Below are 16,090 nucleotides of genomic sequence, written 5' to 3'. Positions count from 1 at the left end.
AAGGGCCGGACTCCGCAGGAGTCCGGCCCTTCTGCTGTGTACGAACTGTCAAAACTCGAGTTGTTACGACTGGGTACTGCTCGCCGTCCTGCTCGCCTCGGACAGGTTCTGCTCGCTGTCTTCGTGGGCGCTGTCTTCGGGGGAACTACCCGACAACCATCCGAATCCGCCGTCCTCGAGCACGACGGTGTGCGGATCGGCGTCCACCGACACAACCGGCGCAGTCCGGAGTTCGGGCCACGAGGAACCGAATCCCGGATGCAGTGGCAGCGAGTCGACGTCGGCTTCACGGACCCACCGCAACTCGGTGCTCTCACCGTTGGCAACCGTCGAGAGTGGATGCGCCGCGTCAGCTACGACGGTGGTGTAAGTCCACCCGCTCTCGGCGCGCATGGTGACTACCTCTCCGCGAACGCGGACGGCGTCCTCGGCGATACCTGCTTCTTCGTGAGCCTCCCGGACCGCGGCGTGCGTCGTGCTCTCGTGTGAGTCCCGCGCTCCGCCGGGCAGTGCCCACGTTCCGCCCTGATGGCTCCACGCAGCACGATGCTGCAGCAGGACCATGGGCGATCCGTCCGAATCGGGGGCGCGCAAGAGCAGCCCGGCAGCACCGTGTTTACCCCAATGCCGCGTACCGTCCGACCCGATGGACCAACCGTCACCGTCACCACGCATCGACTACCTCGCTCCGCCTGCTCTCGCCGTTGTCCCACACTAACCGTTTCAATCTGCTCCAGGTGTAGGTGATGCTTATATGCTCGCGAAGATGCCCTGAATCATTTCTCGGCGACATCATTTCTCGGTAGCCCGCGTACAGCAGCGAAGTGAGGTGCTCGATGGTCGACCGTGTCGTCCCGTCCATCGAACCCCGGTCGCTGCCACCCTCCGAGGCCACGACAGTGTCGGCGGAGGACGAGCAGGCACTTCTGCGGCGCGAACTCCAGGCATTCATGTCGTCCACACCTGGTCGGCTGACCGTCATCGGACTGATCCTGATCGCGATCACCCTGATCGCCGGACTTCTCGCCACTGCAGCGATCGAGAACCGTCAGGCAAATCTCGACCTCCTCCTCGTCGAAACCGAACCACTCGCCAACTCCGCCCAGAATCTCTACAGCGCGCTGTCGTTGGCAGACGCCGCCGCGGCCACTGCCTTCATCTCCGGCGGCCTCGAACCCGCCGACGTACGCGACCGATACACACAGTCGATCGGTGAGGCGTCGGCGGAGATCGTGCAGGCATCGGCCGGCCTCGACTCGACGGATCTCGCCGGCCACAGCGCGTTGACCACCATCTCGACCGATCTGTCCGTCTACACCGGATTGGTCGAAACTGCACGGGCAAACAATCGCGTCGGAAACCCCGTCGGGGCAGCGTATTTGAGCGAGGCCTCGCAGTTGATGCAAACCTCGCTGCTGCCGATGGCTCAGCAACTGCACGCGTCGCAGGAGACTCTGGTTTCCCAGGTACAGCGCGATTTCGAGACTCCACCGTGGTGGCCCATCGTGGCATTCGTCCTTGTCCTGTGTGCGTTGGTCGCGGTGCAGGTGTACTTCTCCCGCAAGAGTCGCCGACGCTTCAATCTCGGGTTGATCCTCGCCTCGCTCGCGGTCGCGGCAGCGCTGCTGTGGCTGCTCACAGTCGGACTGGTCTCCGCGCTGGCCACCGGGCGCGCTCTCGATGCGGGTGCCGAGCCACTGCACGAACTGACCGAAGCACGAATCATGGCGCAGCAAGCACGCACCGTCGAAACTCTCACCCTGGCGAGGCGGGATTCAACCGCCGAGGACAACGTGACGTTCACCCGCAAGGTCGACGCTCTGCGCGACATCCTCGAGCGCCTGCAAGACGATGATCGCGCCCGAGTGAACAGCGAAGTGCTGACCGCCGCACTCGACTCGCGCCAGCAGTGGGTGGCTGCGCACACGCGCATGTACGACCGTCTCGGAAACGGCGACTTCACGTCCGCCGCAGCCATCACCATCGGCGCCGGAGAACAGGATTCGGCCGCGGAGTACGGAAAGCTCGATCACGAACTCTGGCAGGGAATCGTGGATTCGCGTACAAATCTTCGATCCGACGTCTCGTACGCCTCACGTGTGTTGGCGGCCTCCGCACCGGGCATGACTGTATTGGCAGTTCTCGGTGTAGCCGGAATTTTCATCGGATTCTGGCCCCGACTGCGGGAGTACCAGTGACTGGAACAGCAGGGTTACAGCGGAGGCGCCCGGTTGCGTGCATCGCGATGCTTGTGGTGGCCGTGCTGCTACTCGCTGGGTGCGGTGCGGGACGAGTCGAAGACCTGAACAACGCAGCCGTGACGTCGTACACGGAACCGCCGCTACCCGCCGAAGCCACGATCGCTCCCAGCCCGACGCCGACGACCACGGCCTCGTGCACCAACCTCACCGCAAGCCTGCGGCCGACCCCCGCGGACGCATCTCCGCGGCCACCCACCCCGAGCCTCGACGCCATCCGAGCGCGCGGACGTCTGATCGTGGGCCTGGACACCGGTTCCAATCTCATGAGCTTTCGCGATCCGGCCACCGGACGCCTCGAAGGTTTCGACGTCGACATCGCCCGCGAGATCGCCCGCGACCTGCTCGGCGACCCGGAGAAGATCGAGTATCGGATCCTGACGTCGGACGACCGGATCGCTGCGCTGCAGGAATCGATGGTCGACGTGGTCGTCAAAACCATGACCATCACGTGTGACCGGCGCGAGAAGGTCGACTTCTCGACTCAGTACTTCTCCGCTGAACAACGAATTCAGGTCTTGCAGGGGTCACCCGTCCGCGGCATCGACGACCTCGCAGGCAAACGGGTCTGCGCTGCGCGGGGAACGACGTCGGCCACTCGCATCCAGCAACTCCAACCGGAAGCCACCGTCGTGACCGTACCGATGTGGTCCGACTGCCTGGTCGTCCTGCAGCAGGGGCAGGTGGACGCGATCAGCACCGACGACACGATTCTCGCCGGGCTCGCCTCGCAGGATCCGTACCTGATGATGGTCGGCGAATCACTGGGCGTCGAACCGTACGGAATCGGCGTCAACAAGGACAACCCCGACCTGGTCCGATTCGTCAACGGAACACTGGATCGGATCCGGGGCGACGGGACCTGGAACCGTATCTACGACCGCTGGCTCAGTGTCCTCGGTCCGTCACCCGGTCCCCCGCCGGCCGTCTACCGGGATTGAGGCTGACATGACCGAAGAGACCGGCCCCGAGCCCGACGCCACCCAAGCCTCCATGCGCCCCGAGCCCGAAGCCACCGGCGCCTACGAGCGTCCCGAACCCGAAGCCACCGGCGCCTACGAGCGCCTCGAGCCGACGTCGGCCCAGATACGGGGAACCACGCCGTCCGCGTCCTCCTCCCCCACCGGTCGCTCCACTCGATCCCGCCGCAGCCGGTCGGGACGCAAGCTGCGCCTCGGCGGCGGCCTGGTGGAGGTTCCCCCCGTCCCGCAGATCGACCCGGCATCCGCGGTGATGAGTGACCCGACGGTCCCCGAGCGCAAACGCTTCTGTTGGAAGTGCAACGAGCCGGTCGGCCGTAAGAGTGCAAGCACCAAGGCAACTCAGCACGGAACCTGCCCCAAGTGCGGTTCCACCTTCGACTTCCGCCCACTGCTCGAAGAGGGCGAACTGGTGTCGGGTCAGTACGAGGTCCAGGGACCGATCGCGCACGGCGGCCTGGGATGGATCTACCTCGCGATCGATCGCAATGTCAGCGACAGGTGGGTTGTTCTCAAGGGACTCTTGCATTTCGGTGATTCCGAAGCACAGGCCGTCGCGGTGGCCGAGCGTCAGTTCCTCGCCGAGGTCGCCAACCCCAGCATCGTCAAGATCTTCAACTTCGTCGAGCATCCGCGCCCGGACGGCACACCCATGGGGTACATCGTCATGGAGTACGTGGGCGGACGATCGCTGCGCGAGGTGCTGGCCGAATTCCCGGACGGCAAGCACATGCCGATCGAGCAGGCGATCGGCTACGTACTGGAAATCCTTCCGGCGCTGAGCTATCTGCATTCCACCGGCCTGGCGTACAACGACCTCAAACCCGAGAACGTGATGGTCACCGAGGATCAGTTGAAGCTGATCGACCTCGGCGCCGTGTCCGGAATCGAAGACTACGGATACCTGTACGGCACTGCCGGTTATCAAGCACCGGAGATCATCGAGACCGGCCCGACTATTGCTTCCGACATCTTCACCGTCGGAAGAACACTCGCGGTTCTCACCCTCGACATGCCCTCGAAGCACGGAAGGTATCTCGACGGCCTCCCCGAACCCGAGGACGAGCCACTGCTGCGAGACCACGAGTTCTTCCACCGCCTGCTGTTGCGCGCCACCGACCCGGACCCGAAGAAACGATTTCAGTCTGCCGAGGAGATCGCGGGCCAGCTCACCGGCGTTCTGCGAGAAATCCTCGCGGAGCAGACCGGGCAGGAGAACCCCGGACTTTCACTCGTGTTCAGCAGGCAGCGAACGTCTTTCGGCACCGACGAGTTGGTCGGGCAAACCGATGTGTACGTCGACGGTGTCAGCCACGACGCCGCTCTCGATCCGCGCGAAGTCGCGCATGCGCTTCCTATTCCACTGGTCGACCCCACCGATCCCAGTGCGCCGTTGCTGGCGGCAGCCGTTCACAGTGAGCCGTCGCAGACTCTCGATGCGTTGAAACACGCCCGTGAGAACGGAATCGACCGAACATCCGGCACACCCGCGGCCTCCGTCTCGGGCGAGGTTCGACTGGCCGAGGCCAAGGCTCATCTCGATCTCGGCGATCCGGAAACCGCACTGACTGTTCTGGGTGAGCTCCAGCAGAACATCGGGGACCACTGGAAAATCGAGTGGTATCGAGGACTTGCGGCGTTGCAATCAAGCCGATTCGAGCCTGCTTTCAGTCATTTCGAGACAGTCCTCACCGCGCTGCCAGGCGAGGCTGCACCCAAGCTGGCGTTGGCAGCGACAGCAGAACTGATTCTCCAGCACTGGGAGAGCGACGACCCGGACCAGTGGTGCCGCTTCTCCGAGAAGTACTACCGCACCGTCTGGCGGACCGAACGGAACTACGTGAGCGCCGCATTCGGGCTCGCTCGCCAACTCGCCGACCACGGCAACAAGAAGGCAGCCATCGCCGCCCTCGACGAAGTACCCACGTCTTCCCGGCACTACAACGTCGCACGGATGTCGAGCGCGTTGACGATGCTGTCCGGCGTTCCGATCGCCGAACTCGACGAATCGACTCTGCGGGAAGCCGCACGTCGCGTTCGGGCGCTACCGGCCGAGGAGAGCCGAAGCCTGCAGATGCGAACCCTGGTGTTGGGCACGGCACTCGATTGGATTCGCTACGGCAACCGCTCGCACACCGAACTCGAACCCATCCTCGATCTACCCTTCACCGAGCAGGGTCTGCGTACGGGAGCCGAGGCCTGCCTTCGCGCCCTTGCCCGCGTCACGACTTCCCGTACGCACCGCTACGCCCTCGTCGACCGGGCGAATGCGGTGCGTCCGCGAAGCAATTTCTGACGGACGCCCCGAGAACTACAGTGTTGCCGGAACTACAGTGCGGCCACCAAAGCCTTTGCCGCACGGGCGATCGCCAATTCCTCGTTCGTGGGGACCACGAGTACCTCGACGGCCGAGGACGACGCGGAGATACGACGCTCGTTGCGACTCTTCGCCTCGTTGAGAGCCGGGTCGACCTCGATACCGAGACGGGAAAGGCCGGCCAGGCTGTCGCGTCGTACGTCGACGTTGTTCTCCCCGACGCCGCCGGTGAAGGTGATGACGTCGACGCCGCCGAGTTGAACGATGAAGGCACCGATGTACTTACGCAGCATATGCACGTAGACGTCGTACGCAAGTTGTGCGTCTTCGTCGCCGCCCTCGATCAGTGCGAGCAGAGCGCGGAAATCGTTGACCCCGGAGAGCCCCTTCAAACCGGAACGACGGTTGAGGAGGTCGTCGATCTCGTCGACCTTCATTCCCGAGTTGCGGTTGAGGTGCAAGATGATGCCTGGATCGATGTCGCCGCTGCGAGTGCCCATGACAAGACCCTCGAGCGGGGTGAGGCCCATCGTGGTGTCGATGGCCTTGCCGCCCTTGATCGCCGAGGCCGAAGCGCCGTTTCCGAGGTGCAGAACTATCTGATTCAGTTCGGCCGGATCCTTGCCGAGGAAGTCCGCGACGCGGCCCGACACGTATTCGTGTGAGGTCCCGTGGAAGCCGTACCGGCGAATCTGGTTGGCCTTGGCCACGTCCCGATCGATCGCGTAGGTCGACGCTGCCGCGGGCAACGTATGGAAGAAAGCGGTGTCGAAGACGGCTACGTGCGGAACGTCGGGCAGTTCTTCGCGTGCCACCTCGATACCGATCACGTTGGCCGGATTGTGCAGCGGCGCAAGGTTCGACAGATCCGCGATGGCTTTCACGACGCCGTCGTCGATGAGCGTCGGCGAATAGAAGATGTCACCACCGTGCACGACGCGGTGACCGACCGCGATGATTCCGGCCTCGCTCAGCGGCCGTCCGACCTCGGCGACGATGTCGAGCACCATCTTCAGGCCCGCGCGGTGATCGGCGATGGGAAGGCTTCGATCTTCGACTCCGGTGCGGTGGTTGTAGACGATGTGTCCGTCGGGTTCGCCGATGCGTTCGATGAGACCGTGCGCCACCGATTCCGCCGTATCCGGATGCACGAGTTGAAATTTGATGGATGACGAGCCGGAATTGATGACCAGTACGGTGCCGTCGCTCACTCTTACGCTCCCTGTGCCTGAATTGCCGTGATAGCCACGGTGTTGACGATGTCCTGGACCAACGCACCACGCGAGAGGTCGTTGACCGGCTTGTTCAGTCCCTGCAGAACCGGGCCGACAGCGATTGCGCCGGCGCTACGCTGCACTGCTTTGTACGTGTTGTTGCCGGTGTTCAGATCCGGGAACACGAACACCGTGGCTTTGCCCGCCACCAACGAATCCGGCATCTTCTTGTCGGCCACACTCTGCTCGACAGCGGCGTCGTACTGAATGGGTCCTTCCACCAACAGGTCCGGGCGACGCTCGCGCACCAAAGCGGTCGCGCTACGAACCTTGTCGACGTCGGCTCCGCTACCCGAATCGCCGGTGGAGTACGAGAGCATCGCGATACGAGGATCGATCCCGAACTGCGACGCCGTCTGCGCCGACGAGATCGCGATGTCCGCCAACTGCTCCGACGTCGGATCCGGAACCACGGCGCAGTCGCCGTAGGAGAGAACGCGGTCGGCCAGGCACATCAGGAAGATGCTCGAAACCGTCGAGACGCCGGGGGCCGTCTTGATGATCTCGAAGGAGGGCCGGATCGTGTGTGCGGTGGTGTGGGCGGCGCCGGAGACCATGCCGTCGGCAATACCCAAGTGCACCATCATCGTTCCGAAGTACGAGATGTCGGCGATCACCTCGCGGGCCCGCTCGATGGTCATGCCCTTGTGTGCTCGCAGCGCGGTGTATTCCTGTGCGAAGCGCTCGGTGTACTCGGACTGCGCCGGTGCGAGTACCTGTGCGCCACTGATGTCCACGCCGAGTTCCGCTGCGCGTCGACGCACACTCGGTTCGTCGCCGAGGATCGTCAGATCGGCAACCTGCCGTTGCAGCAGTCGACCGGCGGCGCGCAGGATCCGGTCGTCGTCACCCTCCGGAAGGACGATGTGCTTGCGGTCGCGTCGAGCGCGGTCGATCAGCTTGTACTCGAACATCTGTGGGGTCACGACCGACGGGATCGGCAGTGCCAGTCGGTCCATCAGGACGTCGGCGTCGACGCGCTGTTCCATCAAGCTCAGCGCGGTGTCGACCTTTCGCTGCGAACCGACGGCCACGCGTCCGCGGGTTTGGGCTGCGGCGCTTGCGGTGTCGAAAGTACCGAGGGTTGTGGTGAGGATGGGAAGACGCTGTTTGAGGCCGGCCATCAACGCCGCGATGGCCGGGTGCGGTGTGATCCCGCCGTTCATGATGATGCCCGCGAGCGACGGAAATCCCTCCGCCTCATGCGCATTGAGCAACGCGAGCAGGACGTCCGAGCGGTCGCCCGGTGCGATCACGACCATGCCCTCGACGAGACGCTCGAGGATGTGCTCGGCGGTCATACCGCCCACCATCACCTTCAGTGCCTCGCGGTGCAGCAGTTCCGGGTCACCCGAATACAACTCGCCGCCGGTGGCCTCCATCAACTCGGCCATCGTGGGTGAGACGAGCAGCGGAATCTCCGGCAAGCTCCACGTCGGAACACCGATGTCGGACAGCGCTGCGGTGACCTCGTCGAGCTTGTCCGGATCGCAGCGGTTGGCGACGACGGCGAGTAGATGAGCGTGGTTGGCGGCCAACTCTGCAGCGCACAGGTGCGCGAGCTGAGCGACCTCCTCGACGCTGCGCCGAGCGCCTCGTACCGCCAACAGGACCGGGGCGCCGAGGTTCACGGCGATCCGGGCGTTGAAGCTCAGTTCGCTGGGGCTGGCGACGTCGGTGTAGTCACTGCCGATGATGACGACGGCGTCGCACTGCTCTGCGACGGTGTGATACTTCGCGACGATGTCGGCCAGCGCGGCTTCGGGGTCGGCGTGAACCTGCTCGTAGGTGACGCCCAGCGCGTCGGCATAGGAGAGATCGGCAGTGGTGTGCTCGAGCAGGAGTTCGAGGATGTAGTCGGTTTCCTCGGTCGAGCGGGCGATCGGGCGGAAGACACCGACCCGGGCGACGGTGGCGCACAGCATCTGCAGCACGCCCAGCGCGATGGTGGATTTTCCGGTGTCACCTTCAGGAGAGGCGACGTAGACACTCGACACGGCAGCGGGCGCTTCTGGCATGCCCAACAGCCTAGTGTGGGCCGCCACCCACCTTGCCACTGATCGTGGCCACGCTCACGCTCGTGCCGATAACCGGCAGCTACGAGAAAGACGAACGGTGCCTGCCACACGTCGAGTGGCAGACACCGTTCAGTCGATCTCGAGGATCAGCCCAGAGCGCGCAGGCGCGGCGCGAGGTCGCGCTCGAACAGTTCGAGGAACCGGCGCTGATCATGGCCCGGTGCGTGGAACACCAGGTGGTTCAGGCCGGCGTCGACGTAGGCCTTGACCTGCTCGACGGCGTCGTCGGGATCGGAAGCGACGATCCAGCGCTTGGCCACCTGCTCGATGGGCAGAGCGTCGGCGGCAGCTTCCATTTCGATCGGATCCTCGATGCTGTGCTTCTGCTCCGGTGTCAGGGACAGCGGCGCCCAGAAGCGGGTGTTCTCGAGCGCAGCCTCCGGATCAGTGTCGTAGCTGATCTTGATCTCGATCATCTTGTCGATGTCTGCGACGTCGCGCTCGGCCTTGGCTGCGCCCTCGGCAACGGCTGGAAGCAGCTTCTCGGTGTAGAGCTCCATGCCCTTGCCCGAGGTGCAGATGAAGCCGTCGCCTGCCCGTCCCGCGTACCGGGCGACAACCGGCCCACCGGCCGCGATGTAGACGGGTATCCCGCCCTCGGGAACGTCGTAGATCGAGGCGCCGCGAGTGGTGAAGTATTCACCTTCGAAGTCGACGCGATCACCGAGCCACAGCTCACGCATCAACCGCACGGACTCACGCAGCCGCGCGAACCGTTCCTTGAACTCGGGCCACTCGCCCTGGAAGCCGGTCGCGATCTCGTTGAGAGCCTCGCCGCTGCCGACGCCGAGCATGATGCGGCCCGGGTAGAGACATCCCATCGTCGCGAACGCCTGAGCGATGACTGCCGGGTTGTAGCGGAACGTCGGCGTCATCACGGACGTGCCGATCTGCACACGCTCGGTGCGCTCACCGACGGCCGTCATCCAGGCGAGCGAGAACGGTGCGTGTCCACCGTTGTGGCGCCATGGCTGGAAATGATCGCTCACCGCAACGGAATCCATGCCGTGCTGCTCGGCCAGAACTGCCAGCTCTACCAGTTCGCGAGGGCCGAATTGCTCAGCCGAAGCCTTGTATCCGAGCTTGAGTTCCTGCGCCACCGTGCACTCCCTTGTCGTCTGTTTCGTTTACTTCTCTGACATGCTTCTCGTTCTTTGCAGACTATCCAGACACCGCACGGACTTCTCTGCGTATCTCAGCGAGCAAGGCTGGTGACCACTGTCGCGATACCGGCTGCGACGGCAACCCCCGCCAACGCCAGGGCAAACAGCCACAGTGCGTGCGGTTCCGGCATCGCGGCTCCGTCCTCGAGCGCCTTCTTCACCTGTAGCCAGCGTCGCATACCTACCAAGGCTGCTGCCGCCGAGAGTGCGATCAAGATCAGACCGAGCGCCGTGCGGACCCACCCTGTGCTCCACTCCGGCACCAACTGGACGACGGCGATGCCGCCCGCCAGCAAGGCAAGTGAGCTACGCATCCAGGCGAGAAAGGTGCGCTCACTGGCGAGAGTGAAGCGTTCGTCCGGGCGATTGGGTTCGCTCATGCGTGCTCGCCTCCGTGCGGTGCAACCAGATCCGGGTCCTGACGCCAGTCGTAGACGACCTCGGTGCGTAGAACGATGTCCTGCAGCGATCGTCGTCGTCGATCGACCGCCGACCACAACAATCCGAAGGCGAAGAGTACGCAGAGCACCGCGCGGACCAACGCCAACGGCCAGCGCACGAGGCGATGCCCGGACGTGATCACGCGGAGCCCCATCACGAGGGAGCCGACGGTTCGACCGGTGGTCGCCCAGCAGGCAGTCAGATAAGCCACCGAGACACCGAGAAATGCCGTCGTGGACAGAAAGATTCCTGGTTCGGAGAACGTGAAACTCTGCGGTGAGAAGAGCAGTCGGACGAAGGCGAAGCCTACGTACACGGAACCCATCAGGAGTAGGACGACGCCCAGGTCGATCAATCCGGCGAGACCACGGGTGACGATGCCGGCCGGGCCGGAACTCTCCTGGGCCACTAGCGTTCGCCTGCGTTCGTATTCGGATCGGCCTCGGGTGACGGTTTTTCTGGTGACGGCTTTTCTGGTGACGGTGCGTTGTCGCGGCCGAACAGTCGCCCGACGAATCCCGCGACGGCGTCGTCCGCCTGCATGCCCTGCACCCGCGCTCCGTGCACGGCTTCCGTGGAGAGTGAGCCGGTCGATTCACGAATTATCTGCGGGAGGTCGACGCCCTCGATGACCTGGTCGGCGATCTTGACGAGGTCGATGCGGTTGACCTGGCGTTCGAGGTCGACCGTGTCGACTATCCCGTCGAGGTCGAGGCGATCGATCACCGCTTTGACGTCGAGGCGACTTGCGATCTCGTCCACGTCGACGCGGTCGATGATCGGTTCGAGCGAGACCCGCTCGGCAATCTTGTCCACGTCGATGTTCTCGGCGATCCTGTCGATGTCCACGTGGTCTACGACGATTTTCGTGATGTCGACTTCGGCCAGAGCAGCATCGACGACAGCTTTGATCACCGTCCGCAAGGTGGAGTCGGCGAACTCCGCGGTCGAACGAATCGCTTCGGTGCCACGGGTGGTGACCTGGGTGATCGCGTCGTCGAGAGTGCCACCGACTACGGGGATCCGCTGCACCGAATCAAGGGCGAGACCAGCGGTTCTGCGCGCCGCACCGGCCGTGATCGCGGCGAGCCCGAAGGCCAGCCGAATCACGTCGGATTCGGGGTGGTGCGACTGCGATCCCACGCAATTGTCTCCATCTTCTTATCGGACTGTTACCCGGACATTCGTCACTCTTCTTCGCATTGTGCCACTGTTGGAAGGCACAAATACGCTGTCCGGCTTGCGCCTGGGGGGAAATATGAAGACACGTCGTTTCACGGTTCGACTGACGATGGCGGTGGCCATGGCTGCCGGCTTTCTCGGCCTCAGTGCGCCGACTGCGAGCGCGGATTCCGTGGTCAGTCGCATCGACGTCTACTCCCCCTCGATGGACCGTTGGATCGCCAACGACGTGATTTCCCCGGCCGGCGGCGGCGCTGCCCCGACGTTCTATCTGTTGACGGGCGTCGGCGGCGGTGAGGACGGGATCTCGTGGTTCAACAACACCGGAGTTCGTGACTTCTTCAACGACAAGCACGTCAACGTGGTCATGCCGGTCGGCGGCAAGTTCAGCATGTACACCGACTGGAACGCCGACGATCCGGTGCTCGGGCGCAACAAATGGCAGACATACCTCACCAAGGAACTACCGGCTGCAGTCAACGCTCGGTACAACACGACCGGCGTCAACGCGCTCGGTGGTGTGTCGATGGCCGGTGGACCGGTCCTGGACCTCGCGATCCAGTCGCCCGGCACCTACCGCGCCGTCGGCTCGTACAGCGGCTGCCCGCGCGCCGGCGACCCGCTCGGTCAGGCAGCGGTGCGTTCGATGGTCGAGATACTCGGCGGCGGAAACGCGGGCAACATGTGGGGGCCGTGGGGTAGCCCGCAGTGGGCCGCGCACGACCCGCTGATCAACGCCGAGAAACTGCGCGGTACAGCACTGTTCATCTCCACCGGCAACGGACTTCCCGGCCCGGTCGACGGAATCAACTCGCTGGCGATGGCTGCCGGGGTCGTTCCCGGCGCTGTGCTCGAAGGCATCACCAACATGTGCACTGCCGCGTTGCAGGGTCGTTTCGGTCAGCTCGGCATACCCGCGACGTTCAGCTTCCGCCCCGAGGGCACCCACACCTGGGGGCTCTTCGAAGCTGACATGCGTGCGTCGTGGCCGATGATCGCCGGTGCTATCGGAGCGTGAGCTTCGCGCCCTGATCTTCGCCGCCGCACAGTGCGGCAACCTCACGCTGCCAACAGCGCGGGCAGTCCCCATTCCTTGGCGAGCAGTTCGTACGAGCGCAGGCGATCCTCGTGTCGATAGGTCACTCCGGTGATCACCAATTCGTCCGCCCCGGTGAGCTTCTGCAGACTGTCGAGCCTGTCGGCGACGGTGGTGGGCGAACCGACGAACTGCGTGATCAGCCGATCCTCCACCACTGCTTTGTCGGCATCGGAGAGTGGAAGCGCCGTCTCCGGATCGGGATACGGGATGGCGCCGTGCCCGCTGCGAATGCTGTGCGTCCAATGCCCGAACGTCGAGGCCAACTCTCTCGCCGTCGCATCGTCCTCCGCGGCAACAACATCCGCGGACACGACGACGTACGGCTCGGAGAGAACTGCCGACGGCCGGAATGCCGCACGGTATGCGTCGACGGCATCGAGCGTACTCGACGGCGCCACATGGTAATTCGCACCGAACGGCAACCCGAGCCGTCCGGCGAGTTCGGCACTGGGGCCCGCGCTGCTTCCGAACACCCACAGTTCGACGTCGGCATTCTCGCCGGGACTGGCGTGCAATTCGATGCCGTCGCGGGTTCTGTAGGTACCGTTCAGGAGCGAGCGTATGTCGTCGACCTGCTGCTCGAAATCGGGCGCCTGCGCGCCCGGAAACGCCAATGCCTCGAACGACGCCTGCAACCGCGGTGACGTGAGAAGACCGGTTGGATCGAAGTGCGCCGGGATCACGACGCCGTCGCGTACGACGTTCCCCCGCTTCGATTCTGCCGGCGCAGGCGTTCCGGCAGCGACGGCGCGAAGTGCCTCCACCCGACGCTGTCCGCTGCGCCCGATACCGAGATCGATACGACCCGGATACAACGCTTCGACGGTACCGAAGGCCTCGACCACCTGAGCCGCCGTGTTGTTGCCCAGCAGCACGGCGGCCGAGCCGACGCGAATGGTGTTGGTGGCGGCCGCGATCAACCCGACAAGCACTGCTGGTGACGAGGAGGCGACACCGACGAAGTGGTGTTCGGCGACCCAGTAACGCTTGTATCCCCACGCTTCGGCAGAACGAGCGAGGTCCAGCGAGTTCCGCAAAGCTTGGCGGGCCGTGCCGCCCTCACTGATCGGCGAGAGGTCGAGTACGGACAGCGGCGCGCTCACCTCGGTGCGCTTCCGTCGCGGGTATTCGGTGTCTTCTCTCCGGCTTCCACCGCGAACGGCAAACGATTTTCGGCGGGGGCGACGGGGCACGTCGCGTAATCGGTGAAGGCGCAGGGCAGGTTCGACGCCCGATTGAAATCGAGGACTACCGCGCCACCGGGTTCCGGTGCACTCACGTGCAGCGAGCGTGCGGCCGGGTAGGTGGACACACCGCTGGTCGCGTCGGTGAACAGGATGTGAAAGCCGTTGTCCTTGCCCGCGAACGCAATCAGAGTCCGAGTTTCTCCGTCGTGTTCGAAGCTGATGGTTCCGCGAGCGTCGTGATGATGCTCGAGGCGCTCGACGACCGCACCGGTCGTCACCGTGCGTGCCTCCTCGAAAGCTGTGAAGACACCGTCGATGCGCCACTGCGGGTTCGGCTCGAAGGTCGGGATACCACTGAACTGCGCCAATGCCGGGGCCGACGAATCGTGGATCCGCAGGGCCACCTCGCCGGTGCGGCGGATGACCTCGACCAGCCGCGCGCCCTGCTTGACGATCAGACCCGGCGCACCTTCGATCGGATTCAGGATGGCTGAACCGTCGACTGCGACACCGTCGATCGAGAGATCGTCTGCGGGCGTCGCGGTGACGACTACGGCATTCGCGTCGGCGCGCCATGCACCAGGAAGGTCTCCGAAGGTGGAATCGGTGTCCACCAGCCAATGCAACGCAGTCAGGCTCAGCCAGCCGAGTGGTTCGCTGAAGGTGGCGTCGCGCGAGGCGTGCCAGGCATTCCAATCGCCGGTGAAGGTGCTGGTGGACGTGTCGGTAACGGTCATGATGCGCGGACTCCTTCAGCCTGCTCGTGCGGGTGGCGCAGCCCGAGATGGCTGCGCAGGGTGGTTCCTGAGTACTCGGTCCGGAAACTGCCGCGGTCCTGCAGTTCTGGTACGACGGTGTCGATGAACTCGTCGAGTCCCGCGGGGGTGAGGTGGGGAACGAGGATGAAGCCGTCGCTCGCGTCGCCCTGGACGTAGCTGTCGATCTCGGCAGCCACCTCGGCGGCACTGCCCACGAACTGTTGGCGGGCAGTCACGTCGATGATGAGTTCACGGATGCTGAGGTTTTCGGCCTCTGCCTTCGCTCGCCACTGATCGGCGACTGCTCGCGGATCCTTGACGTGACGGACGCGTCCGCGAGTGATGTTGACGTCGTCCGACGGATCTTCCTTCGGCAACGGGCCGTCGGCGTCGTACTGCGAAAGGTCTCTGCCCCACACCTGTTCGAGAAAAGCGATGGCAGTCTGGGGTCCGACCTGCTGCCGCCGGATGTGATACGCCTTCTCCTGTGCGTCCGCTGCGTTGTCACCGAGGACAAAGGTGGCGGCGGGGAGAATCTTGAGGTCTGCGTGCGTACGTCCGTACTTGGCCAAGCGCCCCTTCACGTCGGCGTAGAAGGCCTTGCCCGCTTCGAGCGTTCCGTGCCCGGTGAAGATGGCATCGGCCTTGGCCGCGCCGAACTCGCGTCCTTCGTCGGAGTCACCGGCCTGCAACAGAACTGGGTGCCCCTGCGGACTCCGTGGAACTTCGAAGCGTCCGGCGATGTCGAACTGCTTACCGGAGTGCTGGAACTGACCGACCTGCTGGTCGGTGGCGAAAACACCGCGCTCACGGTCGACGATCGGACGGTCGACGCTCCAACTGTCCCACAGCGTCCGTACTGCGTCGACCAACTCGTTGGCGCGTGCATACCGCTCAGAATGCTCCAGATAGCCACCGCGGCGGAAGTTCTCGCCGGTGAAGGCGTCCGAGGAGGTGACCAGGTTCCAGGCGGCGCGGCCGTCGGAGAGATGATCGAGCGTCGAGAACTGCTTGGCCAACTCGTACGGTTCGTTGAACGTGGTGTTGATCGTCCCGGCCAGGCCGAGATGCGTTGTCACACCGGCAACCGCGTTGAGAATACTGAAGGTGTCCGGGCGACCGACCACGTCGAGGTCGTGAATTTTGCCCTGATGCTCGCGTAGGCGCAAACCCTCTGCGAGGAAGAAGAAGTCGAACAATCCGCGTTCGGCACTGCGTGCGAGATGCTCGAACGAGCTGAACTCGATCTGACTCTTGGACGCCGGATCGGTCCACACCGTGGTGTTGTTCACGCCGGGAAAGTGAGCGCCCAGATGAACTTGCTTGCGAATCCTGTTCTGTGTCATCGGTGTT

At 64.2% G+C, this 16,090-nt stretch carries 14 protein-coding genes; 4 read left to right on the top strand and 10 right to left on the bottom strand.

Features of this window, described 5'->3' with window-relative positions; genetic code table 11:
* Positions 1-63 precede the first annotated feature (63 nt).
* Complete coding sequence (locus ACFT1A_RS11025) at positions 64-675, bottom strand: NUDIX domain-containing protein (protein ID WP_378447027.1); 612 nt, start codon at positions 673-675, stop codon at positions 64-66.
* A gap of 161 nt (positions 676-836) precedes the next feature.
* Here ACFT1A_RS11025 and ACFT1A_RS11020 point away from each other — a divergent pair, with 161 nt between their 5' ends.
* Genes ACFT1A_RS11020 through ACFT1A_RS11010 form a run of 3 tightly spaced genes read left to right on the top strand, consistent with a single transcriptional unit; the run spans position 837 to position 5,534 of the window.
* Positions 837-2,198, top strand: coding sequence for a hypothetical protein (locus ACFT1A_RS11020; protein WP_378447026.1), 1,362 nt, complete (start codon positions 837-839; stop codon positions 2,196-2,198).
* Between the two features lie 47 nt (positions 2,199-2,245).
* Positions 2,246-3,199 carry a glutamate ABC transporter substrate-binding protein gene (locus ACFT1A_RS11015; protein WP_378447267.1) on the top strand — a complete coding sequence of 318 codons (954 nt, stop codon included), beginning with the start codon at positions 2,246-2,248 and terminating at the stop codon, positions 3,197-3,199.
* A 7-nt stretch (positions 3,200-3,206) separates the two neighbouring features.
* Complete coding sequence (locus ACFT1A_RS11010) at positions 3,207-5,534, top strand: tetratricopeptide repeat protein (RefSeq protein WP_378447025.1); 2,328 nt, start codon at positions 3,207-3,209, stop codon at positions 5,532-5,534.
* Between the two features lie 32 nt (positions 5,535-5,566).
* Here ACFT1A_RS11010 and ACFT1A_RS11005 read toward each other — a convergent pair whose 3' ends face one another.
* The 6 genes from ACFT1A_RS11005 to ACFT1A_RS10980 all read right to left on the bottom strand — a co-directional run bounded on the left by ACFT1A_RS11005 (position 5,567) and on the right by ACFT1A_RS10980 (position 11,654).
* Positions 5,567-6,766 (bottom strand): acetate kinase, encoded by a 1,200-nt coding sequence (locus ACFT1A_RS11005; protein ID WP_378447024.1) that lies wholly within the window; start codon positions 6,764-6,766, stop codon positions 5,567-5,569.
* A gap of 2 nt (positions 6,767-6,768) precedes the next feature.
* Positions 6,769-8,847, bottom strand: a complete 2,079-nt coding sequence (gene pta / locus ACFT1A_RS11000; protein WP_317552592.1) for a phosphate acetyltransferase — start codon at positions 8,845-8,847, stop codon at positions 6,769-6,771.
* 146 nt (positions 8,848-8,993) lie between these two features.
* The gene (gene fgd / locus ACFT1A_RS10995; protein ID WP_003944371.1) at positions 8,994-10,007 is read right to left on the bottom strand and encodes a glucose-6-phosphate dehydrogenase (coenzyme-F420); all 1,014 of its coding nucleotides are present in this window, start codon (positions 10,005-10,007) and stop codon (positions 8,994-8,996) included.
* A 95-nt stretch (positions 10,008-10,102) separates the two neighbouring features.
* Positions 10,103-10,450, bottom strand: a complete 348-nt coding sequence (locus ACFT1A_RS10990) for a YidH family protein (protein ID WP_230816265.1) — start codon at positions 10,448-10,450, stop codon at positions 10,103-10,105.
* Positions 10,447-10,920, bottom strand: a complete 474-nt coding sequence (locus ACFT1A_RS10985; RefSeq protein ID WP_378447023.1) for an RDD family protein — start codon at positions 10,918-10,920, stop codon at positions 10,447-10,449. Before ACFT1A_RS10985 ends, ACFT1A_RS10990 begins: the two co-directional genes overlap by 4 nt.
* Positions 10,920-11,654: a hypothetical protein gene (locus ACFT1A_RS10980; protein ID WP_378447022.1), complete on the bottom strand. Its 735-nt coding sequence runs from the start codon at positions 11,652-11,654 to the stop codon at positions 10,920-10,922. The genes ACFT1A_RS10985 and ACFT1A_RS10980 overlap by 1 nt, the downstream gene beginning before the upstream one ends.
* Before the next feature lie 115 nt (positions 11,655-11,769).
* Between ACFT1A_RS10980 and ACFT1A_RS10975 the strand changes: the two genes are divergently transcribed.
* Entirely contained in the window at positions 11,770-12,711 is a 942-nt protein-coding gene (locus ACFT1A_RS10975) for an alpha/beta hydrolase family protein (RefSeq protein ID WP_317552595.1), read from the top strand.
* 41 nt (positions 12,712-12,752) lie between these two features.
* Here ACFT1A_RS10975 and ACFT1A_RS10970 read toward each other — a convergent pair whose 3' ends face one another.
* Genes ACFT1A_RS10970 through ACFT1A_RS10960 form a run of 3 tightly spaced genes read right to left on the bottom strand, consistent with a single transcriptional unit; the run spans position 12,753 to position 16,083 of the window.
* Entirely contained in the window at positions 12,753-13,895 is a 1,143-nt protein-coding gene (locus ACFT1A_RS10970) for an LLM class flavin-dependent oxidoreductase (RefSeq protein ID WP_378447021.1), read from the bottom strand.
* Complete coding sequence (locus ACFT1A_RS10965; RefSeq protein ID WP_378447020.1) at positions 13,892-14,716, bottom strand: DUF1684 domain-containing protein; 825 nt, start codon at positions 14,714-14,716, stop codon at positions 13,892-13,894. Before ACFT1A_RS10965 ends, ACFT1A_RS10970 begins: the two co-directional genes overlap by 4 nt.
* Positions 14,713-16,083, bottom strand: coding sequence for an NtaA/DmoA family FMN-dependent monooxygenase (locus tag ACFT1A_RS10960; protein ID WP_378447019.1), 1,371 nt, complete (start codon positions 16,081-16,083; stop codon positions 14,713-14,715). Before ACFT1A_RS10960 ends, ACFT1A_RS10965 begins: the two co-directional genes overlap by 4 nt.
* Between the last annotated feature and the right edge of the window lie 7 nt (positions 16,084-16,090).

Origin of the sequence: Rhodococcus sp. NPDC057135, from assembly GCF_042670865.1 — a bacterium.
Lineage (GTDB): Bacteria > Actinomycetota > Actinomycetes > Mycobacteriales > Mycobacteriaceae > Rhodococcus_F.
This window is presented reverse-complemented; position numbering and strand designations above follow the sequence as displayed.